Genomic DNA, 23,923 nt, shown 5'->3' on the forward strand with positions numbered 1-23,923 from the left:
GAGTATATACAAATCAAGGTGAAAGTGCCAACATTGCCACCATGTTCAGATAGCGCTAAAATTTTCTCGAGGTTTTTTGTCAAAAATTACTAATCGCGTCTTTCCTGGTTATAATAGTATAACTGTTCTGATCAAAAAAACAAAGCGACCTTAACGCATCTTTGTTAAATCCTATATTTAGACACTCTAATGGCAACTAACACAGCGGATAATGGCAAACAAAAAGCACTGAGTATGGTGCTAAACCAAATTGAGCGCAGCTTTGGTAAAGGAGCAATTATGCGTTTGGGTGATGCTACCCGAATGCGAGTAGAAACCATTTCCACCGGAGCGCTAACCCTGGATTTAGCCTTAGGTGGTGGTTTACCCAAAGGAAGAGTCATAGAAATCTATGGACCAGAAAGTTCCGGTAAAACCACCGTGGCCCTCCATGCAATTGCGGAAGTACAAAGAAATGGCGGTATAGCAGCTTTCGTGGATGCAGAACACGCTCTCGATCCTACCTATGCAGGTGCATTGGGTGTGGATATTGAAAACCTGCTGGTTTCCCAACCGGATACTGGTGAAGCTGGTTTGGAAATAGTTGATCAGTTAGTACGCTCCGCTGCAGTTGATATAGTAGTAATTGACTCTGTAGCTGCCCTAGTACCCCGCGCTGAAATAGAAGGGGATATGGGTGATGCCCACGTGGGTTTACAAGCTCGATTGATGAGTCAGGCTTTACGTAAAATTACTGGTAACATTGGTAAATCCGGTTGCACAGTTATTTTTATTAACCAATTACGCCAAAAAATAGGAGTTACCTATGGTAGTCCGGAAACTACCACGGGTGGTAACGCCCTGAAATTTTATGCTTCTGTAAGGTTAGATATCCGCCGAATTCAAACACTCAAAAAAGGTTCCGATGAATTTGGTAATCGGGTTAAAGTTAAGGTAGCAAAAAATAAAGTTGCACCACCCTTTAGAGTAGCTGAATTTGACATTATCTTTGGTAAGGGGGTTTCAACCCTGGGTTGCTTGGTAGACCTAGCAGAAGAAACAGGTGTGCTAATTAGAAAAGGTGCATGGTATAGTCATAACGGAGAAAATATTTCCCAAGGTAGAGATAATGCCATCAAATACCTGGAAGAGAAATCTGATTTTGCCGAAAAAATTAAAGAGCAGGTACGTGCTAAACTAGATCAAGGGGCGGTAGTTTCCGCCAATTCTGTGGCTAAGTCCACTGAAGAGGAAGTAGAGGAGGAAATGGAAGAAGAGGAATAAACGTGGCCCGGGAGATGGCTCAATGTTAGAATTGTACTGTTTCAAATTCAAAGGTGGTAATCAGACTGTCGTCAACATAAACTTCTATCTTGTGTTGACCAAGAGGATCGCCAGGAGATATTTGCCAGTAGTTTTCAATCACACCATCTTTAGCCATTTGGGTGCGTCTTGTAATTGCTGTGGTACCATCCGCTCCCAAGGAGAAGTTATGTTTTTTATCCTGTGTAATCCATGTTTCCGGAGCTTTTGGTAAACGTAATACCTCCCGCCATTTTACCTGACCTCGATAATTTTCCAGTGTAATTCGCCAACCATAAACATCACCCCTCTTTAGGGGTACCCTGGTTGTAGGAAAAAAATTAACCTTACCCTGACCATCAACTATTCTCACTCCGAACTCTGATTTTAAGACGGGAATTGATTGGTTGTTAGGTAAGGGAAAAATTTCCGGAGGTTCTGGAGGTAATTGTGCCACAACTCTATTATTCAATTCCAAACCCCCTAAACCAACTCCTAGGGTGAACCACAGAAAAGCTAGGCAAAACTTGACTGGTGTAAACTTCATAAACTTTTCTTGCTAGATAATTGTATTTGTAGAACTAGCCAATAATTCTATAATTATCAGCCATAATCCGGTTTCTGTCTGTCAGCACATAACCCAAAACCCTAATTTTTAAACCAATAAAAACTTATTACCGGAAACCCATTAACAATGTCTTTTTTTCATGAAGATGAATTCCTGAACAATTTGGGCAATCAAGTTCTAACAGCTACCAGGTCGAAATTCCCTCAATTGTCTGATGACCAAATAGCTTTAACCTGGGTTGTTTACGACCCTCCTGTTATTGTCAACACGGGTGGCGCTTTGACCCCCGATGCTTTTTGGCATCATCCAGTCCGAGGTTTTAGTTATCGTGGTGGAGACCGGATCTATCCCGCTAGTGTAGTAAAATTGTTCTATATGGTGGCAGCCTATGAGTGGTTGGAAAGGGGAATGACTACCACCTCTAAGGAGTTGGAACGAGCCCTGAATGATATGATTGTGGATTCTAGTAATGATGCTACTAGCTTGATAGTTGACATTCTTACTGGAACCACCTCCGGTCCAGAATTGCCCACTGAGCCTTTTGCTACTTGGAAGTATCAAAGACAAATTATTAACCGTTATTATCAGTCCCTGGGTTGGCAAGAAATGATGAGTATTAACGTTTGCCAAAAAACCTGGGGTGATGGTCCCTATGGGAGAGAAAGAGCTTTTTACGGGGAAATGTTTGAAAATAGAAATATGTTAACCACTAATGCTACTGCTCAGTTGTTACACAGTATTGTGGGCGGTGTGGCGGTTTCTAGTCAGCGTTCTCAGCAAATGCTGACCCTACTCAAGCGAGAAATTAGTACTGATGAATTACTAAAAGATTTAGAAGAAGATCAAGTTACAGGTTTCTTAGGAGGTGGCTTGCCTCAAAATAGCCAAATCTGGTCAAAAGCGGGTTGGACTTCTTCTGTACGCCATGATGCTGCCTATATTGAGTTGCCCAATCACCATCCTTATCTGTTGGTAGTTTTTACGGAAGGGAAGGAAAACGCTAAAAATCGGGAAATTCTGCCTTTTATCTCCGCTGAAATTGTTCATACCATGACCAAGTTTTAAGCTTCTCCGGTCTAAAGACACGGAGATTTCTTTCATGGGAATTTCCACGTTTATACTGTGGAAGATAACTGACTGCTCAATTTGGTCATAAATTTCCAGTTGCCAAAGATTGTTTTTTTCTCCATGTTGTTTAAGGGAATTTCAACATCATTCCTAGGAATTGCGATCGCTCGATTATTAGGACTATCAGTGTAAATAACCATTAATCCACCTCAGCAACTTCTAGTTTCTTGACAAGACTCACCATGACAAGGATTTACCTCTATAGAAACATGAGAAATAGTAGGAATATCTCTGAGTAACATTTTATAGTATTCTGGCGTTTTTGGATCATGGGTAACTAGGGAAATCATAGCTGCTAAATGATGCTGTCCAACATACCAAATATGTATATCTGTCACACGATTGTCCGAATTTTCCTCAATGGCGTTGACAATGGCCAACCTTATTTGTTTATCACCAGACCCATCCAATAAAATCAAACCGGTATCTTGTAGCAAACCGTAAGACCATTGACTAATTACTCCTGCGCCCACCAGTCCCATTGCTGCATCCATCCATACCCAACCTAAAAATTTACCAGCAAATAAGGCAATAATAGCAAATATAGAGGTCAAAGCATCAGCTAAAACGTGAAAATAGGCAGCACGTAAATTATGATCCTGCTGATGTTCGTGATCATGTTCATGGTGATCTTGCAATAAAAAGGCGCTGACTATATTGACAAATAGGCCAATAACAGCTGTTGTTATAGCCTCATTGAACTGAATTCCCGTGGGTGTGAAAAATCGCTGCAACGATTCAATCCCCATGAAAAGGGCAATAATTCCCAACACCACAGCACTAGTAAATCCAGCTAGGACGCTAACCTTGCCAGTGCCAAAGGTGTATTTAGGATTTTTAGCGTTATTGCGTGCATATTGATAGGCAAAGACAGTAATACCAAAAGCTGCAACGTGGGTAGCCATGTGCCAACCATCAGCTAGCAAGGCCATGGAGCCAAAAATCGTCCCTGCTGCAATTTCCGCTATCATAGTTAATGCGGTTAGCACCATAACAATTTTGGTACTTTTCTCAGCTTGATGCTGGTTACCAGAAAAATCGTGGGAATGTTGCCATTCTTCTAAAGTATGAATATGCACAGGTTTTTGACACTCCTTTTATATTTAATTCCACCCACCCACTTAGGCTTTCTAAACTATAGTTTAAAAATCTCTAGCAAATTCTGTCAAGAACTTCACTGCTTTGACTATATAATTAGCACAATCCCTAGGGGAAGTGTTGTAAAATTGTGGCCATGCTAAACCCTTGTCTTCGTCATAGCGATCGCACCTTTGGGGATTTTTTTCTAACCAAGCTAATCTGACTGCATGACCAATTAAAACATCTAAGACTATATAGTCTTGAATTTGTAAGTTGGGATTATTAGATGCGATCGCGGCTAGTTCCATTAAAGCTTCCACATTTACTTGACGATATTCTGGAGCTTCAATTTTATTGAGTAAATGTTCAATTCTCAGGGCAAAATTGCGTTCACCAGCTGTCATTTCTGCAATAATTAACTCACTATCTAAACGATTTCTCCTTTCTAGTTTATCACCAATTACCAGACCTTTACAATGGTGCATTAACAACCAAACCTGTTTAAAGAATTCCTTGGGAACTCGATTTAGCCCTCCTTCCATTTGACGAAATCTTCGCCAATTTTCTGGAGAAACTTTAGCTTCTTCTTCGTTGATGATAGGTTGTACCACCCAAGCGATATCAGTTTCTTTTTGTTGAATATGCAGGGATTCTTGTTTGCGCAACAAACCAGTTACTCCACTATAGCTGGTTAACACTTTTTGTAAGCGTGTTTTCACCTCAAAGGGTGGAAGTTGCATCAAGCGATCATAGGACTCATCCTGGGTCACACCCTGTTCTTGTGCTAATTCGCTAGTAATTAACAAGATTAAATAACCTACTCTCAAGGTCAAAAAACCCTTAAATAGTTCTGGTTCTGTTTTAATCAACACACCCAAATAAATGAGAATCTCCTGGGTCAGAACCCTGTCTCGAATATCTTCACGACAGAAATGATTAATCTTTTCAGCAATCTCATAATGTGATTTAGGCACGACTATTAAAGATGCTTCACTGTAGGACCTACCAACTGCAATTTGCTTACCCCTGACTAAAATACTAGTTACCGCATCGGATAAAGCAATATCCACCATTTGTCTTAAAGCAGCAGCTCTTCGTACTACTGCCCATAAGCCTAAGTAACTGGCCTTACTGTATAATTCATCTAGTAAATTACCCACAGTCACATAATTGATATCTCCACCATAACCTGTATCAAAATCCAAACCCTTTAATCGAGTTAGGGTTTGCAATAGTTCAATCTGTTCATAAATATTTTCTGCTTTCCTTAAATAATCTAGCAACAGATGCAAATCAGTTTCACACTCCATTTGAAATTCTTGAGTATTTCCCAAAGGCGAATTTTTCTCCGGTCGAGAAATCAAATAATCTGGGCGTAATTTTGCTTTTTTAGCTAGGGGATCAAGTAACTCTATGTTATCGATATAATCAATTCTTTGAATAGCCGCAGTGAGCATCAATTGATTTAATTTTCCCACCCTGACTTTTACACCACCACAAATCCCATTCTTGATCTCCTGCATTAATTCCAACAGTGCTTCCGCTCCCGTTTCTAACATGGTGCGGGTAATCATCAAAGTTAATGTGGGACGACCCAAATCACTCCAATATTTCTCAATGTATGCCAATTCGCCACGAATTTGGTCAACTAAAAAATGGTAATCTAGAGTCAAATAAAATTGTTGTGCATCTAAAAAAGCAGGCAAAAATACAACTATCTGACTTTGAATTTTGAAGATCCTAGATGTGGTCAAACTTCTTAATCTTCTTACAGGACGACCCGTTAATCCCAATTGATTATTGCGTCCAATTTGAGTATAGATTTGTGATAGTTCCCCAACGGGTCTAACCTGAATGGGTTCTACCTGATTAATTGTTTGACTTTCAATACCATAAATTTCTAGTTGTGCTTGTACTTCTTCATTTTCTGCCAATAGGGCAATTTGAACCATTGCTGTTCGGTTTTTCCCCACACATAAATGTCTACCCAAAGGGTCAATATCACCTACTGCTATTAAACCGTCACTCAACATTTGTCCCAAGAAATATAAACTCTGGGCCCACACCAGCGGAATATTTTCATTGGGTAATCTGGTTTGGGAATGGGGATTTAATTTTTCAGCTTCTACATTTTCTACAGCTACATAATATAGTTCTGGTAATAACTTATAACCTTCCCTTTCCACCAACAATTCTGATATTAGTTGTTGATATTTTTCCGTTTGCTCTTGATCCTGACGAAAAATACCATCTAACACTAAATAAGTGAAAAATAATGGCCATTCACATTCAATATTTTCAAATTGTTTCAGTTCCCAAGGTTCATAATGTAACCTCTGAGAATCTTCTAAGACCGTTTGGTGTCCATCCCTTAAAAAACGCTTGCAACCATAGTTGCCAGCTAGTTTGTTAATAATTTCTTTAAAGGTGCGATCGCGCAGACCTGGATCTTCCACAGCAAAAGCAGGATAGCTGATTATACTTAACAATGCGGCATCTACCTCTTTAGAAGCAGATTCTCTTGGCAATAAAGACTCTAAAGTAATTCTCCCCCTGGCAATTTCATCTGGTAGGACGTGAATAACCGATGCTTGACTGCCATAAACACCAAACAAGTTCAGCCCATTTATAGCCTCTAGTGCAGCTTTAGCCATTCCTAAAGAGCTGGCATTTAATTCTGCATTACCATGATTAATTTTATTGCCCCGTTCCCAGATACCATAATCAGGAGTGCGATAGGCCCTACCCACATAGTAAACTAGATTTTGAACAAAGTTCACTTCATCCAAAGTGAAAATAATTGACAGACCAGATGCAGTCATCTGTGCCAGAATCAATAAATATATGGATGTGGCATCCAGTTGTAAATGTCCCCATTCATCATCACCAACTACGATATCACCAGTGGTTGTGTTGTATTTGGCGTGTAGACCATCTAATAAGGATTGTGTATGTTTGAATTTTTCCACTTTATGAGCTTGACGCATCATGGCAAAAAGTAAACCACGCATCAACTTAACCACACTATGCTCAAGTTCATAAGTGCGTCCCTCATCATGGTCAATTTTACGATACGCCAATGCCAAACCCCAAACTGCTAAAATACTATACACATTGTCCCGTACCCAAGCATCAGTATAATCACCATGAGCAGTGATAGCAGTACTCGCAGGTAGCAACCCAGTAATGGGATTTTGACGGGCGAGAATAATTGTCTTAATTTGGTGGTAGTAGTGATCTAAGTGGTTGGGTAGTTGTTTGGGTGTTTTCATGACTATATCAAAGTTGATGGTTGACCGATGACAGATCTTGTAATGGTTATTGGTTAGTCTCCTAATCTAAAATCTGAAATCTTTTGTTTCTTAATGTATGCTGAAAACGATATCATATAAGGCATCACTTCAGACATCACAAATTGAACGCGCCATGAAAGTAGAAACTATTCGCACAACGTTAACCATACCTAAAGAATTGCTAGAAGCAACTGATAAAGCAGTGTTAGAAGGCAAAGCTAAAAATCGCAATGACTTTGTGGTGCGAGCTCTGAAAAGAGAACTAGCAGCACAAAAACGAGCTGAAATTGATGCCGCTTTAGCGGAAATGACTAGAGACCCAGATTATCAAACGGAAGTTTTAAGGATGGAGGTGGAATTTGCTACGGCGCAATGGGAAGCGTTGCGGCTAGGGGAATCTCCACGATGAGAAGGGGTGAAGTTTATGATGCGCGTCTTGAAATGACTGAAGGTTCTGAACAGGGAGGAACCCGTCCAGTAATTATTGTGAGTCGTGACGTGATTAATCTATCTAGTCCGGTTGTTTTAGCAGTACCATGTACTACCTATCAAACGGGCAAGCGGGTTTATCCCACCCAGGTTTTGATTTTAGCACCAGATGGTGGTCTCAGGAAAGATTCGGTCGCAATGGCAGATCAGGTGCGGGTTTTATCGAAAACGCGCTTTTTGCGATTACGTGGTGTGCTTTCTGAGGTGGTTATGGCCCATCTGGCCCAGGCTTTATTAATTGCTTTGGATTTACCAGGAGAAAATAGTAGTTAATATAGTTAATAACCGGGATTTCTCAAAAAGAAAAAAGGGGAGAAATTTCAGTAATGTCCTGCTAGTATATTGCTGATCTATTGGAAAAAAATAATGACTAAGATTTACACTAAGGACTTCAAAATTAATTGTGTCCCAAAACGACGGACATGGCAGAATATAGCCCAAGAAATCATGAAACTTCCCTTACCGGGAATTCCCATTCGAGTCATTTTAACATCAGCTCAGGATGACACGCTTTCGTTTGAATGCAGTTTTATTGCCATAGAAAAAAAATTAACTTGGCCATCTCTATTAGAAATTAACGTTCGTAAACGGGTTTCAAATCGTCCCTTTGTTGCTGTTAGTATTGTTCCCACAGGAGTTAGGGCAGAAATTGGAGGCTTTGCGGGAGATGCTACTCCTAGCACTAATTTATTAGCTGCTGCTTGTGACTATGTTGTAACAAATCCTAATGCGGTAACCGCTTCCGATGTGTATTTTGCTAAGGATAATGTTCTTTACTTAGAAGGTAATTTGATTTGCCAGCTACTTCTAGGGAATATTGGTATTATTCCAGAAAAGCGCACCAATATAGCGGCGATTATTGAAAAACCTACAGACGAAAGATTTTTAAATAATGTTTTGAATGCTCTCAATGGTTTACGTGCTGTTGGTGGCATTAACATTGACCCGGTGATAGTAACGGGGGGAGCCATTGAAACCAAATGTACTTACTCTCAGTACGGTAATGCTTCAGGAGAGTTCAAAGGAATTGAAGAGTTAATAAAAGCTTTAGATGTAATAGAAAATTCATCCGCTAGAGCAGTAGCTTTAGTAAGCACTTTATTAGTAGATGATCGAGTTCGTCAAGCCTACTATAAAGGAGAATCCATCCCCAATCCCTGGGGTGGTGCAGAAGCAATTCTTACCCATACAATTACTAATTTTTATCCTTTTACCGCCGCCCATGCTCCTCTTCTATTAGAGTTGGAACATACAGGATTTGGCAAATTAGTAGACCCCAGAGATGGAGCGGAATTAATTTCCAGTGCTTACGTGTGTTCGCCCTTAAGTGGATTAACAAATTCTCCACGTCCAGTTAGCTTTGACACCCCAATAGCGCCCGGTGAAACCAGAATATCCGTAGAAAATATTTCAGCATTAGTTATGCCTGAAACAACTGTAGGGAATATTCCTTTCTTTGCTGGTTTAGATCAAGGTGTTCCAATTATTCTAGTCAAAGATAATACAACTCAATATAAAATTACCCCAGAACTATTGCAAATCCCCGAAACTGAAAACAGAAAGATTTATCGTGTCCGTAGCTATATGGAAGCAGCAGGATTATTGCTGGCTTTACGAAATGGTATTTTACCGGAGAGTACAACTCGTCCAATTCCACAACTTAAGCCAATTTTCATCTAAAACTACCTATGGATCGGAATCAATCACCTTCTACCTATGAGTTTATCTCCTCTCATAATTGTGATGTCAGAGTAAATCTTTATACTCCTGCTCATCAAGGAATTGGTAAAAATATGGATCATCTGTCAGAAATTTACCAGTACGATGTTACTTTTCTAACGAGATCTCGCACGGAAAACATAGAAAAATATTTTTCCGAGTTGTATGGGACAAAGCATACTTTCTGGCTAACTGGAGGAGGTACTCAAGGAGTATTAACAGCCTGCGCCTTGTTGGGTACTTTTAATAAAAGGGTGGCAATTGCTATTAATAGCCATATTTCCACTATTAGTGGCATTGTTTTAGCCGGGCTAGATCCCCATTTTATTGCGTCTAAATCCCTTATGCCAACAGCTAGCGAAGTGATTGCTTTCTTAGAAGTTAGTGGCGTATCGGCCTTATTGTTAACCAACCCGAGCTATGAGGGGGTAACAATTGACTTAGCTGAAATTGCTCATTATTGTCGCCAAAATGATATTGCTTTAGTGGTAGATGAATCCCATGGAAGTCATTTCCCCTTTCTGGGAAAACAATGGCAATCGGCGATAACTTTTGGTGCGGATATAGTTACCCATAGTCTACACAAATATGTAGGAGGTTTAGTCCAAACAGCTTTATTGCATTTACCTAAATGTTCCCGGTTTAGTGTAGAACAAATGATGGGGAGTTTGGCATTATTTGAAACCACAACCCGGAGTAATTTGTTAATGTTAAGTATTGAGGATGCGATTAATCATGGTTATTCAGAATCTGGACAGGCGTTATTTAAACAAGTAATCTATGAGTGCAATCAAGTCCGGCATCAACTTGATAATTATGGTCGAGTTTTAACCTATGATCCTCAAGTTAGGGATCCTTTTAAAATTTATTTACAAAGTGATCGTGCCACGGGAGAAGAGTTGGCAAAACTGTTGTATGAAGAGGGTATAGATGGAGAGTTTGCTAATGGAGAAGGATTACTATTAATTTTCTCCTTTCGTCACACTTCAAAAGACTTTGAACTCGTTAAAGAGTCCTTTGCCAAACTCGTACCAATTCTTAAAAAGAAGGAAGTTAGGAATGTTTTACCACCTAATTACTCCAGTCGTCATCCTCAGATCAAAATTTTACCCAAGGATGCTTTCTTTAGTCCAAAAGAAAAGTTGCCAATTGAGCAAGCATTGGGTAGGATTAGTAGCTGCTCTATTCTCAAAGTTCCGCCGGGAATTGCTGTTTTAATACCGGGTGAAGAAATTACAAACTGGCATCTGCAACATTTAACATCTGATCATTGCGTGGAAGTTATTCACTAGTTTTATGATACAATTGCAAGAACAACAAAAAAAATCACCTTGGCTACCAATAGGTAGTATATCATTAGCTGTTTTGACTTTTGCTTTTACACCAATACTGATTCGGACATGCCAGGAAGAAATAGGACCAGTTTCCACCATATTCAACCGCTATTGGATAGCAGCAATGATTTTGCTATTATGGAATATTTTGAAAAATCCACGACAACTTCTGATGAAAAATCAAAATCTATTCAGTCAGATGAGTCAGCAAAAGTTATGCTCCATTTGTAATAAAACGGTATTTCTATTGTTATTGTCAGGTTTTTTTCTAGCAACCACCACAGTTTTGTGGTCTTGGTCGCTTGTGCATACTGGTGTGGCCAACTCAGCATTACTGCATAATTTATCCGTATTTTTTACCGGAATAGTCGAATGGTTTTTCTTCAAAAAATACTTCAATAAGCACTTCATCATAGGTGGTTTGATAGCTGGGGGGGGAATAATTATATTAGGGTTAAATGACCTCAAGTTTGAGGTGGGACAAATCCAAGGAGATCTGGTCAGTTTATTTTCCAGTCTCGCATTTTGCGGATTTTTAATGACTGTGGAAAGAGTCAGAATTAAGGTTAGTAGTGTAACTACAATGTTGTGGTGTTATGGGCTAGGAATTATCCTGACACTACCCATAGCCTTAATCAATGGTGAGCAATTATTTCCCCTATCATGGCATGGGTGGTATGGTCCTGTGGTTTTAGGAATTAATGCTGTTGTCGTTAACTTTTTAGAAATCTATAGTCTCCAGCAGTTATCTGCATCTTTCGTTACCCTAGTTTTCTTAATAGATCCAATTTTGACAGGGATCCTTTCCTGGTGGATATTTGGAGAAACATTGTCTTGGCTCAATTTTGTTGCATTTACCGTGATTTTGTTCGGTCTGTATTTGGCAATATCATTCGATATTGGACAATTAACCATTTCCGAACATGCGGTCATGGCTAACGAAATCTCTGATGCTTAATTTAGACTCATTAAGTGAGAAACACAGGTGAAAATATAGGAGTAGAAACACTGTGCAATCTTTAAATATACGAAAAAGTTATGATGTAGTAGTTGCTGGCGGCGGACATAATGGACTCATTGCCGCTTGTTATATTGCCAAAGCAGGTCGCTCTGTTTTGGTGTTAGAACAGCAAGATAAAGTAGGGGGGACAGCTGTTTCAGAACAACTATTTCCTGGTATTGAAGCTCAACTTTCAGTTTATGCTTATCTTGTGGGAATGTTACCCCAAAAAATAGTCTCTGATCTCAACTTAGATTTTCAATTCAGACAAAGAGATCCAGCTTCCTTTAGTCCCTTTGAAAAAAATGGAAAACATCAAGGTTTGTTGATTAGTAATAGTTCGCAGAGCATCACGAAAAATTCCTTTGAGCAACTGACGGGAAATTTGAATGAATATGATAGTTATTGCAAATTTCATCGACTGCAAAAATATTTGGGCAAGCATATTTGGCCATCTTTGCTAGAACCAATGCAGACCAGAGAAGAAATTAAAAATCGCTTTCAGACGGAAGAGGAAAAATTAGCTTGGAAATTATTTATCGAGCAACCTTTAGGAGTGGCAATCGAAGAGTTCTTTGACAGTGATTTGGTTAGAGGTTTAGTATTAACTGATGGAGTAATTGGTACCTTTGCCCATCCCCACGATCCCTCATTGCAACAAAATCGGACATTTCTTTATCATCTCATTGCCAACGGTTCGGGAGATTGGTGTGTCCCAGTTGGAGGGATGGGAAAATTAACACAACAACTTGTTACCCAATGCCAAAAATTTGGTGTGGATATCTTAAACTGTGCTGAAGTTATTAAAATCAACCCAGATCCTGAGCAAGCAATCGTTCAATTTCAATACAATAATCAGGAAAGCTATGTCAGGGGAAACTATATTTTAGCCAACATCGCACCAAAAAAACTCTCACAATTATTGCCTGGCTATGAGGTTGTTAACGACCCTAAAGATGTAGGTTCTTTTGTCAAAATTAACATGGTTCTAAGCAAACTACCTCGACCGAGGGCAAATTACGATTCTGTGCAAGCATTTACTGGAACCTTTCATATCAATGAAGGCTATCAAAACATTATCCACAGCTACAACATGGCAATTCAAGGAGTAATCCCAGAACAACCACCTGGAGAGTTTTATTGTCATAGCCTAACAGATAATTCTATTCTATCCCCACTCCTGAAGGCAAAAGGCTATCAAACCTTAACTTTATTTGGTTTAGAAATGCCTTACACGTTATTTATTCCAGATAATGAAACAAATAAAAAGAAAGTGTTGGCACTTTATCTAAAAGCGGTTAATCAATATTTATTAGACCCGATAGAAGATTGTATTGCCCGGGATGAAAATGGCGATTTTTGTGTTGATATTACCACTCCAGTAGATGTGGAAAGGAAAATGGGTATTCCCACAGGTCACGTATTTCATCAAGCTCTCTCATGGCCTTTTGTAGAAAGTGAAGAAGAACGTGGAATGTGGGGTGTAGAAATTGGTTTCGATAACATATTTTTATGCGGTTCCGGCGCTAAACGGGGAGGATGCGTAAGTGGAATACCCGGTCACAATGCAGCTATGAAAATACTCGGGTACTGAATAGCTCTCAATTTATTGCCCATATACCCACATTTTTCAACATTTATAAGACCTTTATCATGTAAAGGTCTTATAGCTTTAAACTGTAACCGTTTTCAACCCTGTCGGATGTAGCTGTAGCCAAGAAAGCCTATCTAGTAATCAACGTCGTTTGGCTGTACTGCGGTTCATTTCTCGGTTTTCTTCCTCTCGACGACGGCGATCGCGCCAATCAGCTAAGGTTAAATAAACTACACCGCCTGTAACCCCTACTAGTAACATTAGGGCAACTACAGCTAAAATATTCAGTAATGAACTCTCCACAGTTACCCTACAGTCCGTTACGTCCCCAAACGACCATGGCAATGGACCATGTAAAGACGACCATTAGCGATACCCAACCTAGTGTCAAAATCATAGTTCTACTTTTTAAAAACAAACCACACTTTCTTATTTTATCAGAAATTCGGTGGCAAAACTCTTTGCTGTTGGCAAAGCTTTCTGCTATACCGGAAATGTCAGCGTTATGGCAAGTGGTAGAAAATTGCCATTTAGGAAAGTTAAAGTGGAATTTAATCAACAACTTTTGAAACACTACTGGAAACGTCACTTAGAATCAGAACAACAACAGCCACATTTACTCAGTTCTGTGCACGTTTTTGAAAGTTTACCATCAACAAATCAAACGGCGTGGCAATTGTTGAGTCAAGGGGAAAAACGGGGATGTGTAGTGATTGCCCAACAGCAAACTGCGGGAAAGGGACAGTGGGGAAGACAATGGTTATCTCCCCAAGGCGGATTATATATTTCCCTGGGCATACCTTTACAACTGGAAGTTGCCAATGGGTATCAACTAACTTTAGCCAGTGCTTGGGGAATTGCATCCCAGTTAAAAAATTGTGGCGTGGAAGCAAGAATAAAGTGGCCAAATGATTTAGTATTAAATCGTCGTAAACTGGGAGGCATTTTAACAGAAACTAAAGTTCAACGAGGACAAATTACCCAGGTGGTCATTGGCGTAGGTGTCAACTGGAAAAATCCCGTGCCAGAAACCGGTATTAACCTACATTCTTGGCAAAACGAGAATTTGTGGCCAATTTCTGGACTGGAAATGCTTGCTGCTCAGGTTTTACTGGGAATACAGTCCGGTCTGGATTGTTTACAAGACGAAGGAATAAGCATTGTTGTGTCCCGTTATCTGGATTTACTTGTCAATTTGGGTGATCAAGTATGTGTCAATATCCCATTTTCAGGTGAAAATGAGAATAATTTAGTTGAAACTGGTGTTTTAGCTACCGTGGTCGGGGTTACACCCCAAGGTCATTTGCGCCTACAAACATCCGGTAATAGAGAGGAACTCATCCAAGGAGAAATTTCTCTTGAACCAGGTACAATCAGTTTGGGTTACACTCAATTCTCTGTTTAGTTGTTTTTAATCTGTCCATACTATTTTTAAACTTACCCACAAATAAGGAAAAAATGCCCTATTCCCATAGATCTACTAAAAAGCAAAAACAGTATAATCAAGACTTAACAGCCAAACGCTTTGCTTCTACAGTACCAGCTCAAACTTTATCCTGGTTGAGCAGTATTAGCCTACTAAGTGGGGGTTTTGTATTTGCCCAAACCGAATCGCCAGTAGATAATATTGTCTCTACAGTGGAAGTTTCTCAACCAACCACATTGGGAGATAAGGGGCAAAATGATCAGGGATCCCTACCCGTGGAATCAAAGGTGACGGAATTGAAAACTGGTGTGCAAACCCAGGGGAAGAGTTCAGAAGTTAACTCAAATCTTGAAAGTGTTCCAACAGAGGGGAATTCTGAATCTAGGTCAGAAAGTTCTCCAACTTCAGTAATCCTGAAAGTTCCCGTACTTCCCGCCCTAAAGTCCCAACCTGAAACATTACCTAGTACTCAACCTATCCCAGAAACATCCACACTAGTAATTCCAGTGACTAGTCAACCCAATAATAGTGACAACGGGAATACAGGTAAGGACTATAATAGCACTCAAATTGATCCCACGGAATATAACGGAAATAGTACTGTTAAATATGATGCACCTAGTTCCGTGGAAATTACGGGAAGAACTCAAGATTGTAAAGCGGTAATCTCTCAGTCAGGGAAATCTGTTGGCACTTGTGGTGGCAAAAATCCCACTAATTCATCAGTAGCGAACTCTACCCGAAAGTCAGCACCTACTTGGCTAAAGAAAAGTGCACCTGTGAACTTAGGTAAAAGCCCACTTAAAACAGTACCCGGTGAAAATGCACTGAGCACTAATAATAGCAGTCCCAGACCCCAAAGTCAGAAGTCTGAGGAAGTTGTCAATTCCTTAGCTGCTACTGTGAATAATTCCCAAAATTGGCATAGTCTAGGATCCAATTCCAGTAGTCGTCATACCAGCGGGGGGAAACAGGGTTATATGGGAAGAATTTCCACAAAGACTAGCTATAATCGACCTCGCATACCTGACCCCAGAGAATTTTCCTCTGGCACAACGGTGACTCCAATTACTCCCAGTTTTGGCACTCTACCACCACCAATGATAGAAGGAAAGGTGGCACCCCGTCCCAGTAAGGTTGCCTATGATTTTGACCTGGCATCGGTTTTACCACAAGTCCCTTATATTACTTCCTTTGCTGATAGTACTAATTCCGGTAGTATTTCCGGTGTTACATTTCCCTTATCCTTTGCAGCGCCTATTACCTCCCTATTTGGTTGGAGAACACATCCTATCACAGGCGATCGCCGTTTCCATGCTGGGATGGACATTGCCGCACCCACAGGAACACCAATTTTAGCAGCAGAGAAGGGACAAGTAGAAATGGCTGATTGGATGGGTGGTTATGGTTTAGCAGTAACCATTAATCATAACCACAGACAACAAACCCTTTACGGTCACATGTCAGAAATTTTAGTCCGTCCTGGACAATGGGTAGAGCCAGGAATGATCATCGGTCGTGTGGGTAGCACGGGCAACTCCACAGGTCCCCACCTTCATTTTGAGGTTCGTCACCTGACTGCCAATGGCTGGGTTGCTGTGGATCCTAGCATGCAGTTACAGGCCGGAATGAATAGTCTTTATAGTAGAGTTGCCTACAACTACAAATCCCAAAGCAAACAACTACGATAAAGCTGTTTCCATAATGGCATAAGCCTAGACGTAACCATTTTCCATTAAAAACGCTGGTGTGATTTCCTCTGGAGCTTGATGTTCTTGGTATGACATAGAAAGGAATTTTTCTACGTATTTACCGAGAATATCTGCTTCCAGATTCACCCAACTGCCAGGGACTAAACAGTTAAGATTAGTTTCTGAGTATGTGACTGGAATTACGGCCACAGTGAACTGGTAGTGTTCAGGTTGATATCTGGCCACCGTGAGACTAATGCCATTAATGGCGATGCTACCTTTGGGAACAATATAGCGAGCTATGTCAGGTGGTGCAATAAAGGTCATTTCCCAAGAGCTGGCCGTTTGTGCTGAGGAAACTAACTCACCAATTCCATCCACATGACCCATAACAAAGTGACCCCCTACTTTACCCCCCACGCGCAGGGAGGTTTCTAAATTCACATATCTACTCTGAACCTCCTTCGTGCCTAAAGTTGTTCGCTGTAGGGTTTCTGGTGAAGCAGTAGCGATAAAGCCTTCTTGGAGAAGTTCTTCTACTGTTAGACATACACCATCTACGGATACACTATCACCATAACTTAAATCTTTGATAATTGTACTTGTAGGACTTGTTAACGGATGAATAAGTGTAATCTGCCATAAATTTCCTGATAAAGGTTTAATCCTACCTAATCCTTGAATCAAGCCTGTAAACATAATTAACCTGCCAAATTAACTCTAATTGTGTCACAATCTGCGGCTTTGAGGAAAAAAAAGCAATAATTGCCCATAAAAATCTTCAAAACTTCTCCAATCTTCCACACACTTCCAGACAATTGATAAAATTTTCCCAACCGATTAAAATTCACACATTCCCATCAATCTCAAGGCATACTTGATTAAGATAATAATTGTGGAGGAGCATAATTTGGCCTAGGTCATTAGGAACAATAAAGTCTAGATAAAGTCCAGATGGTCTGGGTTTTATCCAGCAGTCTAATACAAGTCATTATAGAGAAGAAAAACCTTATGTTTGCTTCTGTCTCACATAACTGGCTCAAGGGCAATTTCTACCACGTAGCACTCACGCTAGACAAGGATTTTAGAGGGTTAGCCAATGATTGAAATGAGAGTCGCTGGTATAGCATTAGATGCCATAACCCGCAGCCCGATCGTACTCCTGAAAGATAGTTCAGATCGTCGAGCTTTACCAATCTACATTGGTCAAGAGCAAGCTAGAGCTATCATGGGTGCTATGGAGCATCAAAAACCACCCAGACCTTTAACTCATGACCTCATGGTCAATATTTTGGAAGTGTGGGATATGACCCTAGAAAAGGTCATTATTCATTCTTTACAAAAGGATACTTTCTATGCAGCTTTAATTGTTCAGCAAGGTGATGTGAAAAAGGAGATTGATTCTCGTCCTAGTGATGCGATCGCCATTGCTTTACGTACCAATTCGCCTATTTGGGTGATGGAAGAAGTGGTGGCGGATGCTTCTATTCCTGTAAACCGTGATGCTGATGAAGCTGAACAACAAGCGTTTCGGGAATTTGTTTCCAATCTTCGTCCGGAGGATTTAATTAAACGATTTGGCAACAGTGATGGTTAAGGTGCTCACTGACCATTTTTGATCATGCTTCTTCTACAGCCATTTCTATAGTGGAACTACTCTCTAAATTTAGGTCATGAAATACCGTCGTTTTGGTAAAACTAATTTAGAATTATCCGTGTTTTCCCTGGGGACAATGCGGTGTATAACTGATGTGGAAATTTTCCATCACACTATAGAAAAGGCTTTAGAATGGGGAATAAATCATTTAGAGACTGCTAGGGGTTACGGTAAAAGTGAGGAGTATTTAGGTACGGCTATTAAAACAGGTTTATCAGTACCCCGAGGTCAATTTTATATTACGACTAAAATCCCTCCTTGTGCAGATAACAGCACTATGGAGCGACATATTGATGAGTCTTTACAGAAACTAAATGTTGATTATTTAGATGCTTTGGGTATTCATGGCTTGAATACAGAGCAGCATTGGCAATGGGTAAAGTCTAATAATGGCTGTATGAAAGCTATACAAAGAGCAATAGACGATGGTAGAATTAAACATGTTGGTTTTTCTACCCATGGTAGTTTAAAGATTATTTTGGATGCCATTAATACAGATTATTTTGAGTTTGTGAATTTGCATTATTATTATTTTTTCCAGCGCAATAATTTAGCAGTTGCAGCAGCAAAAGAAAAAGATATGGGTGTATTTATTATTTCTCCTGCAGATAAGGGTGGGAGACTGTATACACCATCGGATAAATTAAAGGAACTGTGTCAACCCTTCACCCCTCTGGAATTGAATTATCGGTTTTTGTTGAGTGATTCGCGAATTACCACCCTAAGTGTAGGTGCTGCAAATCCAGAGGAATTAACTGTACCCTTAGCAGTTTCTGATAATATTAGTAATTTAACACCAGCAGAAGTCAAAGTTTTTAAAAACTTAGAAAATTACCAGACTCAAATTTTGGGAACTGATAAATGCAGTCAGTGTTATGATTGTTTACCCTGTCCGGAAAATATCAACATCCCCGAGATTTTAAGGTTACGAAATCTAACAGTTGCCTACAATATGATTGATTATGGCAAATATCGTTATGGAATGCTAGAAAATGCTGGTCATTGGTTTCCTGGTATGAAGGGAAACCGATGTACAGACTGTGGTGATTGCTTACCCAAATGTCCCGAGAATTTAGATATTCCCCATTTATTGCAGAATGCCCATGAAACATTAAATGGCAAAGCTAGCAGAAGATTATGGGATTAAACCATCCACATGTTACACTCCACATGTCCTAACAGGAAGGTGCAAATCTTGTACTAAGTTTATTAATACAATATAGCACTTCTTGCTCAATGTACCTAAAAACTCACTACAGCAGCCATGTATTAAGATATGATTACGAAATATTATTTTAACCTTAAAGTAAGATATGGTTAAGAATTATTATTTTAAGCCAAAGAGGTTATAAAAACTATGAAACTAAGAGCGCTTTTCACAGCTTTGACTGTAGCAGGTTTGGTTATTCCTAGCGTACTAAGTGACACATCAAAAGTTTTAGCTGAAAAAATTTCTCAGGTATCAGAAAATACTGGGGACATTACTTTTTCGTTGCAAAATAAAACACGTGTAAACATGACAGAATTTTATGCTTCTCCTAGTGGGGTGAAAAATTGGGAAAACGATATCTTGGGTGATGATGTTTTGCAATCTGGAAAGGCAATAGAAATTAATATCAATGATGAGCGCACAACTTGTATCTATGACTTTCAAGCCAAATTTGCTGATGGTGATGTTGTGAAAAAATATGATATCAATATTTGCAAATTGTCAGGTGGTAGTTACGAATTCTATGATTAGGTTTAGGTTGAACGCCAAACCCACGGATGCTCCATCTAAAACTATACGGCAAATTAAACTTAGACCAGTATAGCTACGGTGATCGCACTCTCAAATTACACAATCCAATAAATGCGATCGCTTAACACGCGTACTTGATTTTCTGTATTGGCAACTCCACCACTGCACCTTGCCCAAAAAAATGTTGACTGGCCAAATTTGCAAAAATGGGAATGGTAAATACGGTAATTAAACTACTTAAAGCTGTCAGTGTGACGCTTAAAGCTACATCACCCATTGCCAAAAATGTCACCAAATTTGAGGAAACTCCCCCCGGACATAAGGCCAAAATCATCAAACCTGTAGCGATCGCAGGTTGCATGGGTACAAGCTTTGCGATCGCCAATCCAATGAGGGGCAGTATGAACAACTGACTGATTAACCCAATTGCCACGGCCTTTGGGTATTTACCCACTCGCTGAAAGTCCTCTGGCACAAGGGACAACCCCATACCAAGCATCATTGTGCCTAAGGCGATAGGTAAGATCAGGGATGTAAAGATATTGGATTCCATTGATTAAGGTTTTTAAAAACTGTTAACTGCTAGCAACCTCTCCACAATGCTATTAGTATCATCATCTTGACGCACTTTATTAATATAACCAGAAAGTAATGACAACCCACCAACCAAATTACCTTCTCCGCTTTTAGCCTCCGCTAAAAAGTCGCCGTGCATATCATTGGAATGCAAAATCGTAAACTTTTTGAGTTTTTCTGTAATTTGAGTCATTATTTCCCTCAGTATTTTTCCTCAATGAACGGTATTATTGTAATCAAAAATATTTATCTGAAGAAATAAAGTTGACAAAAATTAACCTAACCTGACCCGATTCCTCATTCCGCACCCTCAACTTCTTCGTTGACAAGTTCTCCTGATCTTACCCATAAAAAAAGCCCCTCACCAGGTGAGGAGCTTTTCATTTACCAGTATTGGTTATTAACCGTTGATTGCGGGGGCGGTTAATGCTACAGGAGCTACTTCACCAGCAGCTAGGTCTAAGGGGAAGTTGTGCGCATTGCGCTCGTGCATTACTTCCATACCTAGGTTAGCGCGGTTGATTACGTCAGCCCATGTACCGATTACACGACCTTGAGAATCAATGATGGATTGGTTGAAGTTAAATCCATTCAGGTTGAATGCCATGGTGCTTACACCCAGTGCTGTAAACCAGATTCCTACTACTGGCCATGCTGCCAAGAAGAAGTGTAGTGAACGGCTGTTGTTGAATGAAGCATATTGGAATATTAAGCGACCGAAGTAACCGTGTGCTGCTACGATGTTGTAGGTTTCTTCCTCTTGTCCAAACTTGTAACCGTAGTTCTGAGATTCGGTTTCAGTTGTTTCTCTTACTAAGGAGGATGTTACCAAGGAACCGTGCATAGCGCTGAACAAGCTACCACCGAATACACCTGCTACTCCTAGCATGTGGAAGGGGTGCATGAGAATGTTATGCTCTGCTTGGAACACAATCATGAAGTTGAAGGTTCCAGAGATACCTAAAGGCATACCATCAGAGAATGAACCTTGTCCGATGGGGTAGATTAAGAATACTGCGGTAGCTGCTGCCAAAGGAGCAGAGAATGCTACGCAAATCCAAGGGCGCATGCCTAAACGGAAGGACAATTCCCATTCACGACCTAGGTAGCAAGCTACACCAATCAAGAAGTGGAAAATTACTAGTTGGTAAGGACCACCGTTGTATAACCATTCGTCTAAGGATGCAGCTTCCCAAATGGGGTAGAAGTGCAAACCAATAGCGTTGGAGGAGGGAACCACAGCACCGGAGATGATGTTGTTACCGTACATCAAGGAACCAGCTACGGGTTCGCGAATACCGTCGATGTCCACGGGAGGAGCAGCAATAAAAGCAATGATGAAGCAAGTGGTAGCTGCGAGAAGGGTGGGGATCATTAACACGCCGAACCAACCAATATAAAGGCGGTTGTTGGTGCTGGTGATAAATTCACAGAAGCGATCCCATACGTTAGCGCTTTGGCGCTGTTGAATGGCAGTGGTCATGGTTTTATAATTGCGGTTTTACGAGAGATTTATGTATGTTCCGGTAGGTGTTTCTACCTTATGAACTTATATTAAGACAGATGTTTAGTTTTGTAAAGGGGTTTTTACAAAATTTTTAATAATTTTGCCAATTAGGGATTTTGCCATAAATGGTGGGGGTTTTCGCCTCCTGGAGGTATTTTATATGTATATAGACGAGTTTTTAAGTTTGTAGGTTGGGTTGACGCTAGGAAACCCAACATTAATGATTTAAACAACAATGGCGATCTCGCATACCCAGTGCTTCGCGACTAACTGCGAATGACGGTAATAGTGCGTCCCCCCGGACTAATAGCTTCCTCCGTACTAATTCTCTCTCCCATGGGTGGTAATCCGGGACGGCGATCGAAAATCACTAACCAACCTGTATCCAATCCTAAACCATTCAGATATTTATCCAATTGGATCAAACCCTGGGTTAGCGGATCTAACTTTTCTTTCCGCACCTTTAACTCTATGCCCATCACCACTTTGCCATAGCGTAAACAAATATCCATCCTTCCAGAACCAATGGCATATTCTCGTTCTAACGTACCACCACTATTCACTACCCGATGTAAAAATGCCATTAAAACTAAATGGGGAGCAATCTCATGATAGGGCGCACTTTTGAGTAGTGGTTCCCCATGTTGTCGCCAAAACTCTAGGAAAGCATTTAATAGTTTGTTAGGATTTAGAGTATTGTCAGTATTTAACCAAGTGGGTTGAATTTGGGGTAAGCTATCCTGACTACCCTGGGACAAAACACGAGGAATCACTTCCTGGTAAATGGGATTGGCAATGGTTAGTCCGCCCAAAGGGCTACGCTTTACCAAGCCTAAATCTAGTAAAAAACGGCGATCATCCTCCGGGGTATCCGGTAAGTCGGATCCAGATAACATAGGTTGAATAATGGTTTTGACCCTATCTTCCCGTAATCGCTCTGCCAAACTATCTAAATGGGTATCCTGGCGCTGAATGAGAATCTCCTTGGCTCGGTTAATCACTTCAGCGGTAATGGGTTGGGTGATATCTTTCACCAAAACCTGGGTAGCTTGACGAGCTAGGGCGTTTACTAACCACGGTTGTCCATCGGTTAAATAAAATGACTGTTGAATTGCTTCTATGGTAAACACCTGTCCCGTAGCCTGCGTATGTTGTAAGTAAAGTTCTTCTACTTCTGATAAAGTAAAATTACTGAGGGTTAAAGACTCAGCCTTGATATTGAAAGGACTGGAGGTATTGAGTCTTTCACTTCCACCGGATTTAACCTTATAGTCCCGCACATCCCGCATACCAATCAACCCCACCGAATGGGGAAACGCCCGGGGACGACGATTGTAACCTGAGCGTAATTGTCTGAGAACAGAAATCAATGTTTCATCTGCTAAAGCATCAATTTCATCCAGGAAAACCACTAGGGGACGAGTAGCAACCTTAGCCCAGCTGGCTAATGCGGCTCCAATTTGCCGCCCGGGTTGAGATGGTGGCCAACGGGGTGGGTGAAGATTAGTTGGTAGGTAAACACAAGCGGATTCTTGCCATTCATCCAAAATTGCACGTTCAGCCATACCCGGATCCTGAGAGAAGGGTGCCCCTACTTCTAAAGAAAGCATGATGGCGGTGTATTCCCCACTATCAGTCAATTCTTGAGCTAGGGCTATCATAGCGGTGGTTTTGCCTACTTGTCGCGGTGCATGAATGATAAAGTAATTGCGACCATCAATTAGTGCTTTCAAGTCCGGTAGTCGAACCGTGGGGGAGAGCATATAGTGGATGTCAGATTGGCAAGGACCAGCAGTGTTAAAGTGTTTAGGCATGGTGAGAAGGAGTTTTTAAAAAATA

General features: G+C 40.5%; 24 protein-coding genes. 13 read left to right on the plus strand and 11 right to left on the minus strand.

Annotation, left to right across the window (positions count from 1 at the left end; genetic code table 11):
- Positions 1-189 precede the first annotated feature (189 nt).
- Positions 190-1,263 (plus strand): recombinase RecA, encoded by a 1,074-nt coding sequence (gene recA, locus IAR63_RS07715; protein ID WP_187707171.1) that lies wholly within the window; start codon positions 190-192, stop codon positions 1,261-1,263.
- Between the two features lie 25 nt (positions 1,264-1,288).
- Here recA and IAR63_RS07720 read toward each other — a convergent pair whose 3' ends face one another.
- Positions 1,289-1,828 carry a hypothetical protein gene (locus tag IAR63_RS07720; protein WP_187707172.1) on the minus strand — a complete coding sequence of 180 codons (540 nt, stop codon included), beginning with the start codon at positions 1,826-1,828 and terminating at the stop codon, positions 1,289-1,291.
- Positions 1,829-1,975: 147 nt separating this feature from the next.
- Between IAR63_RS07720 and IAR63_RS07725 the strand changes: the two genes are divergently transcribed.
- Positions 1,976-2,914 carry a serine hydrolase gene (locus IAR63_RS07725; RefSeq protein ID WP_187707173.1) on the plus strand — a complete coding sequence of 313 codons (939 nt, stop codon included), beginning with the start codon at positions 1,976-1,978 and terminating at the stop codon, positions 2,912-2,914.
- Between the two features lie 50 nt (positions 2,915-2,964).
- Here the strand turns inward: IAR63_RS07725 and IAR63_RS07730 are convergent, their stop codons facing one another.
- The 3 genes from IAR63_RS07730 to IAR63_RS07740 form a co-directional block, all read right to left on the minus strand.
- Complete coding sequence (locus tag IAR63_RS07730; protein WP_187707174.1) at positions 2,965-3,117, minus strand: hypothetical protein; 153 nt, start codon at positions 3,115-3,117, stop codon at positions 2,965-2,967.
- 9 nt (positions 3,118-3,126) lie between these two features.
- Positions 3,127-4,056 (minus strand): CDF family Co(II)/Ni(II) efflux transporter DmeF, encoded by a 930-nt coding sequence (dmeF, locus tag IAR63_RS07735; RefSeq protein WP_187707175.1) that lies wholly within the window; start codon positions 4,054-4,056, stop codon positions 3,127-3,129.
- Between the two features lie 63 nt (positions 4,057-4,119).
- On the minus strand, positions 4,120-7,329 hold the full coding sequence (locus IAR63_RS07740; RefSeq protein ID WP_187707176.1) for a glycoside hydrolase family 15 protein: 3,210 nt from the start codon (positions 7,327-7,329) through the stop codon (positions 4,120-4,122).
- A 154-nt stretch (positions 7,330-7,483) separates the two neighbouring features.
- Between IAR63_RS07740 and IAR63_RS07745 the strand changes: the two genes are divergently transcribed.
- The 6 genes from IAR63_RS07745 (at position 7,484) to IAR63_RS07770 (ending at position 13,486) form a co-directional block, all read left to right on the plus strand.
- Complete coding sequence (locus IAR63_RS07745; RefSeq protein ID WP_057178316.1) at positions 7,484-7,759, plus strand: ribbon-helix-helix domain-containing protein; 276 nt, start codon at positions 7,484-7,486, stop codon at positions 7,757-7,759.
- On the plus strand, positions 7,756-8,112 hold the full coding sequence (locus tag IAR63_RS07750; protein WP_006277017.1) for a type II toxin-antitoxin system PemK/MazF family toxin: 357 nt from the start codon (positions 7,756-7,758) through the stop codon (positions 8,110-8,112). Before IAR63_RS07745 ends, IAR63_RS07750 begins: the two co-directional genes overlap by 4 nt.
- Positions 8,113-8,205: 93 nt before the next feature.
- Positions 8,206-9,519 (plus strand): DUF3326 domain-containing protein, encoded by a 1,314-nt coding sequence (locus IAR63_RS07755; RefSeq protein WP_141303048.1) that lies wholly within the window; start codon positions 8,206-8,208, stop codon positions 9,517-9,519.
- A gap of 8 nt (positions 9,520-9,527) precedes the next feature.
- Positions 9,528-10,850 carry an Orn/Lys/Arg family decarboxylase gene (locus IAR63_RS07760; protein ID WP_141303046.1) on the plus strand — a complete coding sequence of 441 codons (1,323 nt, stop codon included), beginning with the start codon at positions 9,528-9,530 and terminating at the stop codon, positions 10,848-10,850.
- A gap of 4 nt (positions 10,851-10,854) precedes the next feature.
- A complete protein-coding gene (locus IAR63_RS07765; protein WP_141303044.1) occupies positions 10,855-11,850 on the plus strand; it encodes a DMT family transporter in 996 nt (331 codons plus the stop codon).
- Between the two features lie 52 nt (positions 11,851-11,902).
- Positions 11,903-13,486 carry a phytoene desaturase family protein gene (locus IAR63_RS07770; protein WP_057178320.1) on the plus strand — a complete coding sequence of 528 codons (1,584 nt, stop codon included), beginning with the start codon at positions 11,903-11,905 and terminating at the stop codon, positions 13,484-13,486.
- Positions 13,487-13,627: 141 nt separating this feature from the next.
- On the opposite strand, the gene IAR63_RS07775 is transcribed toward IAR63_RS07770, so the two are convergent.
- Together IAR63_RS07775 and petN are read right to left on the minus strand one after the other, a co-directional pair.
- A complete protein-coding gene (locus IAR63_RS07775; RefSeq protein ID WP_096543396.1) occupies positions 13,628-13,789 on the minus strand; it encodes a hypothetical protein in 162 nt (53 codons plus the stop codon).
- A 7-nt stretch (positions 13,790-13,796) separates the two neighbouring features.
- Positions 13,797-13,883 (minus strand): cytochrome b6-f complex subunit PetN, encoded by an 87-nt coding sequence (petN, locus tag IAR63_RS07780; protein WP_071985122.1) that lies wholly within the window; start codon positions 13,881-13,883, stop codon positions 13,797-13,799.
- Positions 13,884-14,030: 147 nt separating this feature from the next.
- On the opposite strand from petN, the gene IAR63_RS07785 reads away from it, so the two are divergent.
- Positions 14,031-14,891: a biotin--[acetyl-CoA-carboxylase] ligase gene (locus IAR63_RS07785; protein WP_187707177.1), complete on the plus strand. Its 861-nt coding sequence runs from the start codon at positions 14,031-14,033 to the stop codon at positions 14,889-14,891.
- A gap of 53 nt (positions 14,892-14,944) precedes the next feature.
- Positions 14,945-16,603, plus strand: a complete 1,659-nt coding sequence (locus IAR63_RS07790) for a M23 family metallopeptidase (RefSeq protein ID WP_187707178.1) — start codon at positions 14,945-14,947, stop codon at positions 16,601-16,603.
- Positions 16,604-16,627: 24 nt separating this feature from the next.
- Here the strand turns inward: IAR63_RS07790 and IAR63_RS07795 are convergent, their stop codons facing one another.
- Entirely contained in the window at positions 16,628-17,302 is a 675-nt protein-coding gene (locus IAR63_RS07795) for a riboflavin synthase (RefSeq protein WP_187707179.1), read from the minus strand.
- Positions 17,303-17,702: 400 nt separating this feature from the next.
- Here IAR63_RS07795 and IAR63_RS07800 point away from each other — a divergent pair, with 400 nt between their 5' ends.
- The 3 genes from IAR63_RS07800 (at position 17,703) to IAR63_RS07810 (ending at position 20,001) form a co-directional block, all read left to right on the plus strand.
- The gene (locus tag IAR63_RS07800) at positions 17,703-18,200 is read left to right on the plus strand and encodes a bifunctional nuclease family protein (protein WP_006277027.1); all 498 of its coding nucleotides are present in this window, start codon (positions 17,703-17,705) and stop codon (positions 18,198-18,200) included.
- Positions 18,201-18,276: 76 nt separating this feature from the next.
- On the plus strand, positions 18,277-19,407 hold the full coding sequence (locus IAR63_RS07805; RefSeq protein ID WP_187707180.1) for an aldo/keto reductase: 1,131 nt from the start codon (positions 18,277-18,279) through the stop codon (positions 19,405-19,407).
- A gap of 210 nt (positions 19,408-19,617) precedes the next feature.
- Complete coding sequence (locus IAR63_RS07810) at positions 19,618-20,001, plus strand: hypothetical protein (RefSeq protein ID WP_187707181.1); 384 nt, start codon at positions 19,618-19,620, stop codon at positions 19,999-20,001.
- Between the two features lie 121 nt (positions 20,002-20,122).
- Here the strand turns inward: IAR63_RS07810 and IAR63_RS07815 are convergent, their stop codons facing one another.
- From IAR63_RS07815 to IAR63_RS07830, 4 genes are all read right to left on the minus strand, one after another.
- Positions 20,123-20,554, minus strand: coding sequence for a bile acid:sodium symporter family protein (locus IAR63_RS07815; protein WP_187707182.1), 432 nt, complete (start codon positions 20,552-20,554; stop codon positions 20,123-20,125).
- Positions 20,555-20,566: 12 nt separating this feature from the next.
- On the minus strand, positions 20,567-20,770 hold the full coding sequence (locus IAR63_RS07820; RefSeq protein WP_187707183.1) for a 3'-nucleotidase: 204 nt from the start codon (positions 20,768-20,770) through the stop codon (positions 20,567-20,569).
- 207 nt (positions 20,771-20,977) lie between these two features.
- On the minus strand, positions 20,978-22,060 hold the full coding sequence (gene psbA / locus IAR63_RS07825; RefSeq protein ID WP_006277031.1) for a photosystem II q(b) protein: 1,083 nt from the start codon (positions 22,058-22,060) through the stop codon (positions 20,978-20,980).
- A gap of 290 nt (positions 22,061-22,350) precedes the next feature.
- On the minus strand, positions 22,351-23,898 hold the full coding sequence (locus tag IAR63_RS07830) for a P-loop NTPase family protein (protein WP_187707184.1): 1,548 nt from the start codon (positions 23,896-23,898) through the stop codon (positions 22,351-22,353).
- Between the last annotated feature and the right edge of the window lie 25 nt (positions 23,899-23,923).

This window comes from Cylindrospermopsis curvispora GIHE-G1 (assembly GCF_014489415.1).
GTDB lineage: Bacteria > Cyanobacteriota > Cyanobacteriia > Cyanobacteriales > Nostocaceae > Raphidiopsis > Raphidiopsis curvispora_A.

Excerpts from the sequence above, each read along its gene's own strand:
- IAR63_RS07790 (WP_187707178.1), top strand. The coding sequence starts at position 14,945 with ATGCCCTATTCCCATAGATCTACTAAAAAGCAAAAACAGTATAATCAA.
- IAR63_RS07730 (WP_187707174.1), bottom strand. The coding sequence starts at position 3,117 with ATGGTTATTTACACTGATAGTCCTAATAATCGAGCGATCGCAATTCCT.
- IAR63_RS07755 (WP_141303048.1), top strand. The coding sequence starts at position 8,206 with ATGACTAAGATTTACACTAAGGACTTCAAAATTAATTGTGTCCCAAAA.
- petN (WP_071985122.1), bottom strand. The coding sequence starts at position 13,883 with ATGATTTTGACACTAGGTTGGGTATCGCTAATGGTCGTCTTTACATGG.
- IAR63_RS07740 (WP_187707176.1), bottom strand. The coding sequence starts at position 7,329 with ATGAAAACACCCAAACAACTACCCAACCACTTAGATCACTACTACCAC.
- IAR63_RS07795 (WP_187707179.1), bottom strand. The coding sequence starts at position 17,302 with ATGTTTACAGGCTTGATTCAAGGATTAGGTAGGATTAAACCTTTATCA.
- IAR63_RS07820 (WP_187707183.1), bottom strand. The coding sequence starts at position 20,770 with ATGACTCAAATTACAGAAAAACTCAAAAAGTTTACGATTTTGCATTCC.
- IAR63_RS07815 (WP_187707182.1), bottom strand. The coding sequence starts at position 20,554 with ATGGAATCCAATATCTTTACATCCCTGATCTTACCTATCGCCTTAGGC.
- recA (WP_187707171.1), top strand. The coding sequence starts at position 190 with ATGGCAACTAACACAGCGGATAATGGCAAACAAAAAGCACTGAGTATG.
- IAR63_RS07800 (WP_006277027.1), top strand. The coding sequence starts at position 17,703 with ATGATTGAAATGAGAGTCGCTGGTATAGCATTAGATGCCATAACCCGC.
- IAR63_RS07760 (WP_141303046.1), top strand. The coding sequence starts at position 9,528 with ATGGATCGGAATCAATCACCTTCTACCTATGAGTTTATCTCCTCTCAT.
- IAR63_RS07830 (WP_187707184.1), bottom strand. The coding sequence starts at position 23,898 with ATGCCTAAACACTTTAACACTGCTGGTCCTTGCCAATCTGACATCCAC.
- IAR63_RS07810 (WP_187707181.1), top strand. The coding sequence starts at position 19,618 with ATGAAACTAAGAGCGCTTTTCACAGCTTTGACTGTAGCAGGTTTGGTT.
- IAR63_RS07745 (WP_057178316.1), top strand. The coding sequence starts at position 7,484 with ATGAAAGTAGAAACTATTCGCACAACGTTAACCATACCTAAAGAATTG.
- IAR63_RS07725 (WP_187707173.1), top strand. The coding sequence starts at position 1,976 with ATGTCTTTTTTTCATGAAGATGAATTCCTGAACAATTTGGGCAATCAA.
- IAR63_RS07765 (WP_141303044.1), top strand. The coding sequence starts at position 10,855 with ATGATACAATTGCAAGAACAACAAAAAAAATCACCTTGGCTACCAATA.
- IAR63_RS07750 (WP_006277017.1), top strand. The coding sequence starts at position 7,756 with ATGAGAAGGGGTGAAGTTTATGATGCGCGTCTTGAAATGACTGAAGGT.
- psbA (WP_006277031.1), bottom strand. The coding sequence starts at position 22,060 with ATGACCACTGCCATTCAACAGCGCCAAAGCGCTAACGTATGGGATCGC.
- IAR63_RS07720 (WP_187707172.1), bottom strand. The coding sequence starts at position 1,828 with ATGAAGTTTACACCAGTCAAGTTTTGCCTAGCTTTTCTGTGGTTCACC.
- IAR63_RS07805 (WP_187707180.1), top strand. The coding sequence starts at position 18,277 with ATGAAATACCGTCGTTTTGGTAAAACTAATTTAGAATTATCCGTGTTT.